General features: G+C 28.2%; 14 protein-coding genes and 1 other RNA gene. 1 reads left to right on the top strand and 14 read right to left on the bottom strand.

Annotation, left to right across the window (positions count from 1 at the left end; translation table 11 throughout):
• Positions 1-4 precede the first annotated feature (4 nt).
• The 7 genes from rnpB to NG904_RS04775 all read right to left on the bottom strand — a co-directional run bounded on the left by rnpB (position 5) and on the right by NG904_RS04775 (position 6,539).
• Positions 5-349, bottom strand: an RNA gene (rnpB, locus tag NG904_RS04745) — RNase P RNA component class A.
• A gap of 103 nt (positions 350-452) precedes the next feature.
• The gene (locus NG904_RS04750; RefSeq protein WP_252212568.1) at positions 453-689 is read right to left on the bottom strand and encodes a hypothetical protein; all 237 of its coding nucleotides are present in this window, start codon (positions 687-689) and stop codon (positions 453-455) included.
• Positions 690-746: 57 nt separating this feature from the next.
• Positions 747-1,538 (bottom strand): Nif3-like dinuclear metal center hexameric protein, encoded by a 792-nt coding sequence (locus NG904_RS04755; RefSeq protein WP_252230189.1) that lies wholly within the window; start codon positions 1,536-1,538, stop codon positions 747-749.
• Between the two features lie 34 nt (positions 1,539-1,572).
• Positions 1,573-2,259: a tRNA (adenine(22)-N(1))-methyltransferase gene (locus tag NG904_RS04760; protein ID WP_252230191.1), complete on the bottom strand. Its 687-nt coding sequence runs from the start codon at positions 2,257-2,259 to the stop codon at positions 1,573-1,575.
• A 92-nt stretch (positions 2,260-2,351) separates the two neighbouring features.
• On the bottom strand, positions 2,352-3,476 hold the full coding sequence (gene rpoD / locus NG904_RS04765) for an RNA polymerase sigma factor RpoD (protein WP_252212571.1): 1,125 nt from the start codon (positions 3,474-3,476) through the stop codon (positions 2,352-2,354).
• A 5-nt stretch (positions 3,477-3,481) separates the two neighbouring features.
• Entirely contained in the window at positions 3,482-5,260 is a 1,779-nt protein-coding gene (gene dnaG, locus NG904_RS04770) for a DNA primase (protein WP_252230193.1), read from the bottom strand.
• 250 nt (positions 5,261-5,510) lie between these two features.
• A complete protein-coding gene (locus NG904_RS04775; protein WP_252230195.1) occupies positions 5,511-6,539 on the bottom strand; it encodes a deoxyguanosinetriphosphate triphosphohydrolase in 1,029 nt (342 codons plus the stop codon).
• Between the two features lie 186 nt (positions 6,540-6,725).
• Between NG904_RS04775 and NG904_RS04780 the strand changes: the two genes are divergently transcribed.
• Positions 6,726-7,793, top strand: a complete 1,068-nt coding sequence (locus NG904_RS04780) for a CotS family spore coat protein (RefSeq protein ID WP_252230197.1) — start codon at positions 6,726-6,728, stop codon at positions 7,791-7,793.
• A gap of 189 nt (positions 7,794-7,982) precedes the next feature.
• Here the strand turns inward: NG904_RS04780 and ppdK are convergent, their stop codons facing one another.
• The 7 genes from ppdK to ybeY all read right to left on the bottom strand — a co-directional run bounded on the left by ppdK (position 7,983) and on the right by ybeY (position 15,321).
• Positions 7,983-10,610 (bottom strand): pyruvate, phosphate dikinase, encoded by a 2,628-nt coding sequence (gene ppdK / locus NG904_RS04785; protein ID WP_252230200.1) that lies wholly within the window; start codon positions 10,608-10,610, stop codon positions 7,983-7,985.
• 88 nt (positions 10,611-10,698) lie between these two features.
• Entirely contained in the window at positions 10,699-11,331 is a 633-nt protein-coding gene (gene ccpN / locus NG904_RS04790; protein WP_252226220.1) for a transcriptional regulator CcpN, read from the bottom strand.
• 42 nt (positions 11,332-11,373) lie between these two features.
• Positions 11,374-11,991: a DUF4342 domain-containing protein gene (locus NG904_RS04795; protein ID WP_252212584.1), complete on the bottom strand. Its 618-nt coding sequence runs from the start codon at positions 11,989-11,991 to the stop codon at positions 11,374-11,376.
• 6 nt (positions 11,992-11,997) lie between these two features.
• Complete coding sequence (gene recO / locus NG904_RS04800) at positions 11,998-12,747, bottom strand: DNA repair protein RecO (RefSeq protein WP_252230207.1); 750 nt, start codon at positions 12,745-12,747, stop codon at positions 11,998-12,000.
• Positions 12,748-12,771: 24 nt separating this feature from the next.
• Positions 12,772-13,659, bottom strand: a complete 888-nt coding sequence (gene era, locus NG904_RS04805) for a GTPase Era (RefSeq protein ID WP_012425102.1) — start codon at positions 13,657-13,659, stop codon at positions 12,772-12,774.
• 435 nt (positions 13,660-14,094) lie between these two features.
• Complete coding sequence (locus tag NG904_RS04810) at positions 14,095-14,796, bottom strand: diacylglycerol kinase (RefSeq protein WP_252212587.1); 702 nt, start codon at positions 14,794-14,796, stop codon at positions 14,095-14,097.
• 24 nt (positions 14,797-14,820) lie between these two features.
• Entirely contained in the window at positions 14,821-15,321 is a 501-nt protein-coding gene (gene ybeY, locus NG904_RS04815; protein ID WP_252230216.1) for an rRNA maturation RNase YbeY, read from the bottom strand.
• Positions 15,322-15,324 lie beyond the last annotated feature (3 nt).

Consider the following 15,324-nt stretch of genomic DNA (forward strand, 5'->3'; position numbering starts at 1 on the left):
TATTTGTACGAGACAAGCCGTAAGCGGGGTTCTGTATTAAGCAATCATCTATCTAGGCTCATTGTTGCCAATGAGCTCAAGCGACGCACCCGGAGGCGGGACGGGCAATCCCTTAATGCCTCTCTATTCGGTCTTGCTCCAAGTGGGGTTTACATAGCCGTGATGTCACCATCACGCTGGTGAGCTCTTACCTCGCCTTTCCACCCTTACCTAAGTAAACTTAGGCGGTATATCTCTGTTGCACTATCCTTCAAGTCGCCTTGACTGGACGTTATCCAGCACCCTGCCCTATGGAGCCCCGACTTTCCTCTCCTGGGTCAAGCCCAGCAGCGATTGCACGTTTTGCTCGCAAGATTTATATTATCACACATCTTATAATTTTACAAATAAAAATTTAATAATTTTTTTGGTAATTATTAAGCTAAGTGATAAAGTTACTAAATATTGTTATTTCACACCAAAATAAATAATAATATTAATAAAGTTATTATTAATACACCATAAATATTAACCCCACATAAAAGTAGTGATGCAAGTATCATTGCTCCTACTACAGCTTTAGGACAAAAGTACCAAGGACAAGGACCTTGAAAGAATGGAAACCATCCACCTCTTCTTCTACCACCCCTAAAACATCTCCTCATATTTTTGCACATATGTTTAAAACTTTTATTATTGTCATCTCCCATAATACCCACCTATAAATTGCTCTCACAATTAATATATGCAGATATTACTTAATTTAGTTAAATAAAATCATATGGATCTTGACATTTTTTTGAAACTATAAACTTTATTTCTTTAAATTTATTTTTTAAGAATTCTAAACTTTTTATAAATGCTAACCATTCAGTTGAAAAATGTCCCGCATCTATTATATTGATCCCATATTCTTTAAAATCGGAAGCAAAATGATAAGTTGTATCACCAGTTATTATGCAATTTACTCCAAGTTCTTTACACATATAGAAAAAATCTTGACCACTACCATTAATTATTGCTAATTTATTTATATGATTATCACCTTTTACAACTCTCATATTTTTAATATTTAGTTTTTCTTTAAGATTACTTACTATTTCTTCAATATTAATATTTTTTTCTAATTCTACAATTCTGCCTAGTCCACATTCTTCAAATCCTTTAATATTAGAACTTTCAATTATTTTACTATATTTCAAATCTAATAATTCAAGTAATGCATCATTAATTCCATCCTTAGCAGAATCTAAATTAGTATGACATGAATATAAACTTATATCATTTTTTATTAAATCTATAACTTTATCACCTAATAAATCTCCATTAATTATACTTTTAGGCTTTTTAAATATTAGAGGATGATGAGTTATTATTAAGTCAACATTATTATCAATAGCTTCTTTTATAACTTTTTTAGTACAGTCTAAAGCTAATAAAACTGTTTTTACTTCTTTATTTTCATCTCCAACCATTAATCCAACATTATCAAAATCCTCTTTTAAAAATTTAGGAGCTTTTTCCTCAATGATATTTGCAATATCTTTTACTAAAACCATATAAATCCCTCCATTGTATTTTTTTCAATAGCTATTATTTTATAAAATTTTCTAGCATTTTTATTTTATTATGTAGTTCTTCTTTTCTTAATTTAGCAGATTCAGTTTCTTCTTTTATGAAGCATAAAATTTTATTATATTTTTCAATTTTGCTATTTATATATTCTTTTATTAACTTATTATTCTCTTTTAACATTATTGGACTTATTTCATAAAATATAGGCTCTAATTTGGTTTTTTCTCGCATTTTATATTTCACCTTAAATAATTCATAAAATTGACCTTCATCAAAACATAAGTCTTCATTTAAAATCTCATAATTGTTATTATATAAGTATTCTCTTAATACTTCTGGATTTTGAGCTGGTTGAAGAATTAAATAATCTAATTTTTTAACTTTATTAATATCTTCTTCTAATATATCTCTTATTAGATTTCCACCCATTCCAGCTATTATCACACCTTGTACTTCATTCTTCTTTAAAGGTGAAAGACCTCCCCCTAAACGTAAATCTATTTTATCTATAACTCCATCTAATGAAGCATTAATCTTTGCTTTTTGAAGTGGATCTTTATTTATATCACTTGCAATTACTTTTTCTACCATTTTATTTTTTACTAAGTAAATTGGTATATATCCATGATCAGTTCCTACGTCCATTACAGCATCACATTTATCAACATATTCTAATATCCAATTTAATCTTTTGCTTAAATCCATAATTTATCTCCTCTTCTATTTATCATTATTTAAATTTCAAAAAATTCTATAATTTCTTATACTATAAAAAAGAGCACCTGTAAAGGTGCTTTTTAATCTAGATAATCTTTTAATTTCTTACTTCTTGATGGATGTCTAAGCTTTCTTAATGCTTTAGCTTCAATTTGTCTAATTCTTTCTCTTGTTACATTAAACTCTTTTCCTACTTCTTCAAGGGTTCTAGCTCTTCCATCATCTAGTCCAAACCTTAGTCTTAGAACTTTTTCTTCTCTTGGAGTTAAAGTATCTAATACATTTATTAATTGTTCTTTCAGCATTGTAAATGCTGCTGCTTCTGCTGGAGCTGGAGCTTCATCGTCTGGTATAAAGTCACCTAAGTGAGAATCTTCTTCTTCACCAATAGGTGTTTCTAATGATACTGGCTCTTGAGCGATTTTTTGAATTTCACGTACTTTATCTACTGGTAATTCCATTACCTTTGAAATTTCTTCTGGGAAAGGATCTCTACCCAATTCTTGTAATAATTGTCTTTGAACTCTTATTAACTTATTGATAGTTTCTACCATATGAACTGGTATTCTAATAGTTCTAGCTTGATCCGCAATGGCTCTAGTTATTGCCTGTCTAATCCACCATGTTGCATAAGTAGAAAATTTAAAACCCTTTCTATAGTCAAATTTCTCTACTGCTTTTATAAGACCTAAGTTCCCTTCTTGAATTAAGTCTAAGAATAACATACCTCTACCAACATATCTTTTAGCTATACTTACTACTAATCTTAAATTAGCTTCTGCAAGTTTCTTCTTAGCTACTGGATCGCCTTCTTCAATTCTCTTAGCATAATCTATTTCTTGTTCTGATGATAATAAAGGTACTTTACCGATTTCCTTCAAGTACATTCTAACAGGGTCATCTATTGCAATTCCTTCTAAAACTGTTAAATCTATCTCTTCTTCAACTTCTGGTGCATCAGTTGCACCACCGATTACTTCAATTCCCATCATTTCAAGTACTTCATAAATTTTTTCTATTTGCTCTGGACTTAAATCTATATGATCTATTTCATCCATAATTTCTTTATAAGTCAAAGAACCATTTTTCTTACCTTTATCAATCAGACCTTTTACCATGGCCATTTTAGCACTTTTATCTTCTTTTCCTTTTTCGGTCTTATTCTTAACTTTTTGCTCCATACTTTCTTTACCTCCTTCTGCCATGACCATTAACCTCTCTTTCTTTTTTTCAATATTTCTAAATTTGTTAACTTAACTGCAAGTTTTATAGACTCCTCAATCATTCCCTTATCTTCCAATCTTTTTTGTTCATTTTTTAAATCATTGATTTCTAATTGTAGTTTAAAACACTTTACTTCATTTAAATAATCATTGATTAACTTATCTTTGTTACTTAAGTCTAGAATCTCAAGTTCTTTTATCTCAATCCATTCTTTTGAACTTTCAATTTCATCACATCTATTTTCCACATATGATTCTACATTATTAGAATTTTCATTTTTAGCTTCTAATATTAAAGAATATATTCTTTTATGAGAATCTAATATAAAATCCTCTAAGCTCATACTATCTTTAATTTGGTCATAGATTTCTTCGTTTAACATTAATTTAAGTAAAGCTCTTTCCGCTTTTAAATATGCAGGCTCTATATATAATTTTGTTCCAAAATATTCCTTTTTATTCACATAATTATCTTCTTTTTGGTTTTTTGACATTACTTGTGAAAGTAAATCATATAGTGCCTGTTCTTTTATACCAGTATCTTCTGAAATTTTCTTTATATATACATCTTTTTCTACTGGATTTAAGTCTGCTAAAATTTCTGCTACTTTTTCTCCATACCTAATTAAATTATTTCTGTCCTTTAAATTTATGCCTTCTTTTATTCTTTTAATTCTGTATTCAATTAAAGGTAGTGCTTCCCTTGCTAGTTTTAAAAAAGCATCTTTTCCATTACTTCTTACAAACTCATCTGGATCTTTTCCTTGTGGAATTACAAGTACCTTAACTTCAAAACCAGAATTTCTAAGTATCTCAAGACCTCTTAAAGTAGCTGTTTGCCCTGCAATATCTGCATCATATGATATAATAACATTGTTCGTATATCGCTTTAAGAGTTTAGCTTGATTGTTAGTTAGAGCTGTTCCCAATGACGCAACAACATTTGTTACCCCATACTGATGAAGCGTTATTAAGTCCATATACCCTTCAACAATTATCATATAATCCTCTTTAAGCTTGTTTTTGACTGCAAAATTTAATCCATAAAGATTAATTCCTTTTTGAAATATTGTAGTTTCAGGTGAATTTAAATACTTAGGTTTTGAATCATCTAATACTCTTCCTCCAAACCCAATGACTCTACCTTTCACATCAAAAACAGGAAACATAACTCGATTTCTAAATCTGTCATATATATTTCCTTTCTCTTGATTTTTTGAAACCAATCCTGCTTCTATTAAAAAGTCATCTTTATATCCCTTAGTTCTTAAATAAGTAATCAGATCTCTCCAACTATTCTTAGAATATCCAAGTCCAAACTTCTTTATAGTTGCTTCTTTTATTCCTCTGTTAAGAAAATAATCTTTTGCTAAATGTATTTTTTGCAAATTAGTAAAGTAATATCTTCCAGTTTCTACATTAATTTTATATAATATCTCCCTCTTTTTAATAAACTGAGGCGTTTCGTTAGAATGTAGATTTATAGGAATATTAGCTTTATTAGCTAAATACTTTACTGCTTCTACAAATGTAAGATTTTTTTGTTTCATAATAAAAGTTAAAACATTACCAGCTTCTCCACATGCAAAACATTTATATATTTGCTTTTCTTGCGAAACGCTAAATGATGGTGTTTTATCACTATGAAACGGACATAACCCTATATAATTTTTTCCTGTTCTCTTTAATCTTACACTTTCTGATATAATATCCACTATATCAGTTTGTTCTTTTACTTTTTCAATAATTTCTTGTGGAATTTGCAAGGAGACATCTCCCTCCTTACTTAATTTTTCAACAATTATATAATATTCGACATCATACTCACTTTTCCTTCTTAATTATCCAAAAAAATTTTTTTATATTATGTCATTGAATTAATAATTCTTTTTTTTACCTTATAATCCTCTTTTTTCATTACAAAATTTGTTTGCCCAATTTATTGGTATTTTATACTACAAGAATACATTAGATATTCTTGATTCTAGCTTTACCATTATAAATTTATTTAAACAGCTAATATATTACTAATTTAGGAACATACAATCTATTAAACAAAGATAAACAGTAATCATCGCTCATTCCAGCTATATAATCTGCAACACCTCTTTCTAAACCTTCTTTTTCTACTATATCCTTATATAATTCCGGCATTTCTTCCGGTTTATTACTATAGTAATTTAAAAGTTGCCTTAATATAAATTTCGCCTTATCTCTTTCTACCTTTAATGTATCTCCTAAATATATATTTTCAAACATAAATTTTCTAAGTTTAATCATTATTTCTTCAGTTTCTTCATCTAAGGAAACTTTCTTGATTCCATTTTCAATATTATTGTTTGATGTTTTTATAAAATTTTTAATTAATTTTTCCATTCTCTCATCTGAAGAATTACCTAATACTTTTTTTATATCACTTGGAATATCACTTTCTTTTAATAAACCAGCTCTTATGGAATCATCTATATCATGATTTAAATAAGCAATTTTATCACTATACTTTACTACAGTACCTTCTAATGTTAATGATTTATTACTTTTCCCACCAAATCCACTATGATTTAGTATTCCATCAAGAACTTCTTTACTTAAATTAAGTCCTTCTCCATCATTTTCCAACTCATTTACAACTCTAACACTTTGCTCATTATGCCTAAAGCCTTCTTCTAAGTATTCATTTAAAACCTCTTCTCCGTTATGTGCAAATGCAACATGCCCTAAATCATGTCCTAACGCTATAGCTTCAATTAAATTTTCATTTAATCCGATACCAACGCCTATGTTCCTAGCTACTTGTGCAACTTCTAAGGTATGAGTTAATCTGGTTCTATAATGATCACCAAATGTTTTTATATATACCTGAGTTTTATGTTTTAATCTTCTAAATGACTTACTATGAATAATTCTGTCTCTATCAATCATATAGCAAGTTCTAATATCATCATCATCTTCTTGTTTATTCCTTCCTAAAGAGTGAGAGGAAAAAGAGGCTTCCTTAATAAATGTCAAGTTTTCAAAATACTCAATTTTTTTCCTTATATTCATATACTTCACCTCTTCTTATCTATTCTATATATATCATTAAAATCCTTTATAAATTCATAAAATTATTATTTACCAAAACCTCATTAATTATTGTTATACTTTAATTTTTTATTTCCTTTTTTATGTATATTTATAGTTTTTTATTAATATCATAGTAATGAATAAATTTATAAGGAGAAGTATTTTATGGAACCAGAATTAAATTTATTAGAAAAATCAAATCTATCACCTGATATAATAAAAAACACTGTTTTAAAACATTATAATTTACAAAATGCTAAGGTAGACGTAGTTAAATTTAAAGATACTGCTAAACAAAGAGCTGTATATAAAGTAGAAGCTAATAATAAATGCTATTGTTTAAAAAAAGTTTATTATGATTTACCCGATTTACTATATGTATATTCTGCTAATGAATGGGTTTACAGATATGGTATACAAGTTCCAAAATTTATTCCCACTACTGATAATAATAGATTTGTATCTTATTCAGACATGCTCTTTATACTAACACCTTGGATTGACGGTGTAAAATGTAATTTTGATGATCTAAACCACGTTATACTTTCTATAAAAAAACTTGCTAATATGCATCTAATTTCAACAGATTTTCAACCTATTCTAGGAAGTTCATATAAGGTAGGTCTTGATGATTACTACATATCAACCTTAAAACATTTTGAACAATTATTAACGATATCTAATCAAGCTTTCAAATATAAGGATGATTTTTCTAAAGAATTTATATCTAATTTTGATGTTAATTTATATCTTGCAAAACTCTCTTTAGATATAGCTTACAATATTGATAATGAAGAATTAAGCACTTCATTATGTCATGGTGATTATGTAAATAAGAATATAATTTTCACTAAAGATTTAGAAACATGCATAATAGATTTTGATAAATGTAAAATCGATTATTGCGCTAAAGACTTAGCTTACTTTATGCGTAGACTTCTTAAACGTGAAAATACAAATTGGAATGTTGATTTAGCTTTATCTATAATAAAAACCTATAATGAAATCTTTAAATTAACACCTTCTGATTTAAGATATTTATTATCCTATATTTGTTTTCCCCAAAAATATTGGAGAATTTCAAGGGATTATTATAGAAATATATCAAAATGCAATAAAACTGCCTTTTTAACACTCTTAAAAAATACAACATCAAAGAGTACTACTCAATATAATTTTGCATTAGAATTACTGATGAATATAAAAAATGAATTTAATATACTTTTAATATAAAAAAAGTGACTGTGCCACTTTTACTTCATGGTTAGTATTTTTACTATTCAATATTCCTAAGACCATTGATATTATTAAACTTAATCAAATAAAAATTTTATAATTTTATGTACAATAAAAAACACGCAATGGAATTTACCATTACGTGCTTTTTATTTTTTAATTTAATATATAATTTGTTTTCTGCTATTACCTGTTATTTCTGACTTGAGCTTGTGCTGCTGCAAGTCTAGCAAGTGGTACTCTAAAAGGTGAACAAGAAACATAATTAAGTCCCAAATCATGACAGAATTCGATTGATGATGGATCTCCACCATGTTCTCCACATATACCTAATTTAATATCAGGTCTTGTTTCTCTGCCCTTTTCTACTGCGATTTTAATTAAAGCTCCAACACCACTTCTATCTAATTTAGCAAATGGATCTTGTTCATATATCTTCTTATCATAATAATCAGATAAGAACTTAGAAGCATCATCTCTTGAGAAACCGAATGTCATTTGAGTTAAATCATTAGTACCAAATGAGAAGAATTCAGCTTCTTTTGCAACTTCATCAGCTGTTAATGCTGCTCTTGGTATCTCTATCATTGTTCCTATTTTATATTCTAAATCAATATTTTTTTCTTTTAATACTGATTCTGCAGTATTTTTTATTACATCTTTTACGTATTTTAATTCTTTTAAATCACCTATTAAAGGTATCATTATTTCTGGAATAATATTATATCCTTTATTAGTTTTAACTTCTATAGCAGCTTCTATAATAGCTCTTGTTTGCATCTCTGCTATTTCTGGATATGATACCGCAAGACGGCAACCTCTATGACCCATCATTGGATTAAATTCATGTAAATTATCAACTGTAAGCTTTAACTCTTCAAAAGTTAATCCAATTTCCTTAGATAATGTCATTATATCTTGCTCTGTACTTGGTAAAAATTCATGTAAAGGTGGATCTAACAATCTTATAGTAACAGGTCTTTCTTCTAAAGCTTCATATATCCCTATAAAATCTCCTCTTTGCATTGGTAATATTTTGTCAAGTGCAACTCTTCTTTGTTCTTCATCTTTAGATGTAATCATTTGTCTTACTGCCATTATTCTATCTTCTGCAAAGAACATATGCTCAGTTCTGCAAAGTCCGATTCCTTCTGCACCAAATTCAACCGCTTGTTTGGCATCCTTTGGTGTATCTGCATTAGCTCTAACTTTTAATTTTCTTATTTCATCAGCCCAACACATAAATGTTGCAAAATAACCTGATATTTCTGGTATAACAGTTTTTATTTTTTCTCCATATACATTTCCTGAAGTACCATCTATGGAAATAAAATCATTAGATGTATATACTTTATCTCCAACTCTAAGAGTTCTCTTAATTTCATCTACCTTAATAGTTCCACAGCCTGCTACGCAGCAAGTTCCCATTCCTCTAGCAACTACAGCTGCATGAGAAGTCATTCCTCCTCTTACTGTTAATATACCTTTAGCGGCAACCATACCTTCTATATCTTCTGGAGATGTTTCAAGCCTTACTAGAATAACATCTTCATCTAAAGCAGCTCTATCTTTAGCTTCTTCAGCTGTAAATGCAATTTTACCACAAGCTGCTCCTGGAGATGCTGGTAAGCCTTTAGCAATAGGATTGGCCTTTTTTAATGCCTCAGTATAGAATGTAGGATGAAGCAATGTATCTAATTGTTTAGGTTCAACTTTTAATACAGCCTCTTCTTTAGTTATCATTCCATCATTAAGCAAATCAACAGCTATTTTTAATGCTGCTTGAGCTGTTCTCTTACCATTTCTGGTTTGTAAGAAATACAACTTTCCTTCTTCTATAGTTATCTCCATATCTTGCATATCTTTATAATGATTTTCTAATTTACTTACAATATTAACAAATTCCTCATAAATCTTAGGATCTTGTTCTTTTAACTTTGATATTGGAAGTGGTGTTCTTATACCTGCTACAACATCTTCACCTTGTGCATTCATTAAGTATTCACCATAAATAACGTTTTCTCCTGTTGCTGGATTTCTTGAAAATACAACACCTGTTCCAGATGTTTCACCCTTATTTCCAAAAACCATTTCTTGTACATTTACTGCTGTACCCCATTCACCTGGAATATCATTAAGTCTTCTATAAACAATAGCTCTAGGATTATTCCATGATCTAAATACTGCAGTTACAGCTTCAATTAGCTGAGTTTTAGGATTTTGCGGGAAATCTTCCCCTTTTTCCTTTTTATATATTGCTTTAAATTCAGATACCAATACTTTTAAATCATTTTCATCTAAATCTGTATCAAATTCTACCCCTTTTTTATCTTTAATTTCTTCAATTTTATTTTCAAATAATCTGTTTTCTATACCCATAACAACATCTGAAAACATTTGAACAAATCTTCTGTAAGAATCATACGCAAATCTAGGATTATTAGTTAATTTAGCCATGCTTTCTACTACTTCATCATTTAATCCTAAATTTAAAATAGTATCCATCATTCCTGGCATTGATGTTCTTGCTCCAGATCTTACTGATACTAATAGTGGATTTTTATTGTTTCCAAATTCTTTTCCACTAACACTTTCAAGTTTTTGTAAACTATTATAAATTTCATTTATAATTTCATCTGAAATAGCTTTACCATCTTCATAGTACTTGTTACATGCTTCAGTTGTAACTGTGAACCCATAAGGTACAGGAATGCCTAAATTAGTCATTTCTGCTAAATTTGCACCTTTACCTCCTAGTAAATTTCTCATTGAAGCATTTCCCTCATTGAAAAGATAAACATACTTTTTGGTCATATCAATACTCCCCCATTCTCAAATTTTTATACCATATATTTACTATCGAGAAAAAATATCTCGTAGTTAGCACTGATTAACCTTATTATTATTGTTTTCCTAATTTAACAAACAATTTTGTAACATTAGTCTTGGAAACTTTTCCTATTATCTTAAATTGTTCCTTATCACCTATCTTTTCTAACGATTCTACAATGGGGATACTGTCAATTTCATGCTCTATTATTTTTTTAGCTAAATCATATGCATTATCATCTTTATTACCACATATAATATTTGGCATACGAGTCATTATTACTCCAATTGGTACCTTGTGGATATCCGTTCCGCCTATAGCAATTTTAAGAAAATCCTTTCTTGAAACAGCTCCAGTTAAAACGCCTTCATTTTCTACAAATAATGTACCTACATCATTAAGGAATAAAAATACAATTGCATCATATACCATAGTTTCTTCACTAACTGTAATTGGCTTAGACATAATTGCATTAGCTTTAATTTCAGTTATATAGTCATGTAACATACCACTAGAAGATTTGCCCGAATATATATATCCTACCTTAGGTCTAGCATCTAAAATGCCTATCATTGTAAGTATTGATAAATCTGCTCTAATTGCAGCTCTTGTTAAACCTAACTTTTCTGCTAAAGCCTCACTTGTGATTGGTTGATGCTCTTTTACTAACTTAATTATTTCTTCTTGCCTATTTGATAACTTCAAAATTCTCCCTCTTTCCCTGAAATAAAAGAATTACTTAAACTTTTAATCTTGGTCATCAAAATCAACTTTATATGTATAAACTGTTTCATTTCCAGTATATACTTTTGATTTATCTTCACCATTATTTGTTTTTACTTTATTCTTTACTTCATCTACTTTAGATTTCATTTTATCTGCAATATCAACGGCTTTGTCTTTCACATCATTTGAAACTTTACATACATATTTATTTATAACTTCGACTGAACCATCTTTTTTAGTTATTTCTATTGTTATTTTTGTTGCAACTGCTGCAATTATACCTGCTACCAATATTGGTGGAATTAATACTGCAATAACTCCAGCGGCTATTCCTGCATTTACAGGAATATCTATTAATTCAGTATCCTCCTTCTTAATCTTTATTCTTGTTATATTCCCTTTATGAATTAAATCTTTAATAAAATTTTTTAATTCTTCTATAGTCATATTTTGTTTATCTTCTTTATCATCATAAATATTATAGTCTACATTTTCATCATCTTTAATTTCTTCTTCTAAATAAATTAATGCTTCTAAAACATCTCCATTACATTCTTCTAACGCATGTTTAGCTATTGCATAGCTAACTCCTGTTCTTTCTATTATCATATCTACTTTTTCTAATGTAATATTAGTCATTATTTATCACTCCTTAATAAATTTTAACATTTCTAAGCTTTTAGGCTTTTTAGAATAATTATTTGATATCAAATAGCTAGATATTTTCTCTAATTCTTCTTTGATTTTATCAGTTAAATTAAGTCTATATACCTTATCTATTCTCATCTTTAATAAAAATTTCAAAGCATTATAAGTAGCTTTTGAAATATACAATCCATATTCTTTAGGACATTCATCACATACCCCACCGTAATTAGATAAACTTATATAATTAGATGAGGGAATTTTCTTTTTACACATACAGCAATTCTCTAATTCTAAAGAATATCCTGTGTTTTTTAATAATTTCAATTCAAATGCTCTTACTAATAGTTCATACTCTAAAGCATTTGTATCTAAAAGATAAAAAGTAGTAACTAAATCTATAAAAATCTGTTTATTTTTTTCATCATCAGGTGTACATATATCTATGAGTTCACATAAATAAGATGAGTAAGTAAGCTTATCTAAGTTTTCTAACAATCCTTGAAAAGAATTTATAATTTTCCCTTCTTGAATCGTATACAAATTCTTACCTTTATATAACATGTACTCACCATAGCACAAAGGCAAAGTAATAGAAAAAGTTTTATTTTTACTTTTCTTTGCCCCTTTTGCTATAGCAGCAATCTTACCCAACTCTTCTGTATAAAGCCAAACTAATTTATCATTTTCTTTAAAATCCTGTGATTTTATAATAACAGCTTTACTTTCAAAAAGTGCCAGAAAGATCATCTCCTAATTTTAGAATAAATATATCTATTTTTTCTTATATCCTAATTCTTTTAACAGATTTTGATTATCTCTCCACTCTTTTCTTACTTTAACCCATATTTTAACATTAACTTTTGTTCTCAAGAATCTTTCTAACTCATATCTTGAAGTTTCACCTATTTTTTTAAGCATTTGTCCGTTTTTACCTATTATTATTCCTTTATGGGAATCTTTTTCACAAATTAAATCAACTTCTATATGATATGTTCCATTGTCACTTTGCTTCATTTGAATTATGTCAACAGCAATACCATGAGGTACTTCATCACGTAAACATCTTAAAGCTTTTTCTCTTACAATTTCAGAAACAACAAATCTCTCTGGAACGTCTGTTATCATATCTTCTGGATAATATTTAGGACCTTCTGGTAACTCAGTTTTCATTAAGTCAACTAATGTGTCTACATTTTTTCCCTTTATTGCAGCTATAGGAACTATTTCTTTAAAGTTGAATTCGCTTGAATACATTTCTAAACTTTTAGCTACTCTTTCAGGTGTGCTTTCATCTATCTTATTTAAAACAAGGTATACAGGACATTTTTTATCTTTTAAAGATTCTAAGATAAACTTATCTCCTTTTCCGATTTCTTCGTCTGGATTAGTTAAAAATAAAACTAAATCAACATCATTAGTCGAATCCTTCGCAGAATTGACCATATATTCTCCAAGCTTATGTTTTGGCTTATGAATTCCTGGTGTATCAACAAAGACAATTTGATAGTCCTCACCTGTTAATATTGTTTGAATATTATTTCTAGTGGTTTGAGGCTTATTAGAAACTATTGATAGTTTCTCCCCCATTATATAATTTAATAAAGTTGATTTTCCCACATTAGGTCTACCAACTATTGTAACGAATCCTGATTTAAACATTTTTCCTCCTTCTATAACTTAACCATACTCAAATACTGTAATTAAGTTATACGTTAATTATAAATTAAAATTCATCTTTAGATAAAGTTTATTTCCCTAACTAGAAAATAACTATATCTTCTCTAATCATAATATAGTTTACAAATAGTATACTCTATTTATTCTATTATGTATATTATAAATAATAATTAACAACGTTTATGAAATAAGAATATATATAAAAAATTATTAATTAATATTTCTATGATAATAATTAAAACTTTTTGATTATGCCTAAATTACAAATGCTCGTAAAATTTTCTAATGATATTTTACGAGCACTTATTATTTATTTGAAAGAAATTTATCTTTAAAAGAATAAACTAACTACATAGTTTATCAATTGCTAACACTAATTAAAAAATTTCAGGCTTTTCTAAGTATTAATTTTACTGTTTATATCCTAAATACTACAAATATAAGCATAGTTAATAAAATTCCAAAGAGTGCTCCTACAATAACTTCTAAAATCGTATGTACTTCAGAGTCAACTCTACTTTGAGCGGTTATAAGAGCCATTAAATAGCTTAACATAACACATATAGGCTCTTCTGTAATTAATGAAATTGCTGTGGCAATTGAAAATGCTAAAGCACTATGTCCACTTGGCATTCCACCTTTTAATGGTGTTCCCTCTCCAAATATAGCTTTTACTATTATTGTAGCTATACATACTATTACAAGTACAATAAAAATTGTGTATGGCTCTGATTTTTTAACTTTATTAATTAAGTTATATGAAAAATACGATAATTTATCCCAAAATATTATATATCCTACTAATACAGCATTTATTGCAGTAACTAAAACAGCTCCGGCAGCTGCATTTTTAGCTATTTTAGCTAATGGATGATAATAATTTGCTTTTAGATCTATTACAGCTTCTATAGCTGTATTAATTATTTCTGCACTTATAACCATAGTAATTGTTATGGCTAATATAAGAAATTCATATTTTGTTACATCAAAGAAAAAACATGCTATCAATATTAATAACGCCACTATTAAATGTATTTTCATATTACGCTCTGTTCTTACAGTTTCTATGATTCCATTTATAGCATTATTAAAACTATCTAAAACTTTTTTAAATTTCATCGTTATTTTTCACCTGCTTTTCTACTATCTTCTTATATCAAGTGCAGTTAATATTTCTTCCTCTCTTTTTCTCATTTTCACCTTATCATCTTCCTCCATATGATCGTATCCTAGAAGATGTAACACTGAATGTACTACTAGATAAGATGCTTCTCTTTCATAAGAATGATTATACTCTTTACTTTGTTCTAAAGCTCTCTCTAAAGACAATACAATGTCTCCAAGTACTAAATCATCTCCATCAAAATCTGCTTTAGAAAAATCATTTTCTGTATAAACTTCTTTAAATACTTTCTTTTCTGGATAATCCAGCATAGGAAAAGATAAAACATCTGTAGCTCTGTCTATATTTCTTGTTTCATTATTAATTTCTCTAATCTCTTCATTATCAACGAATAATAAAGAGATTTCACTTGAAATATTAACTTCTTCTTCCTTCAAAGCAAATTCTATTACCTTTTCTAGATGATTTGTAAACTCATCACTTACTTCCATTTTTTCTTGTCTATTATCAACGTAAATCATCTT

The organism is Clostridium sp. ZBS15, from assembly GCF_023845705.1.
GTDB lineage: Bacteria > Bacillota > Clostridia > Clostridiales > Clostridiaceae > Clostridium > Clostridium aquiflavi.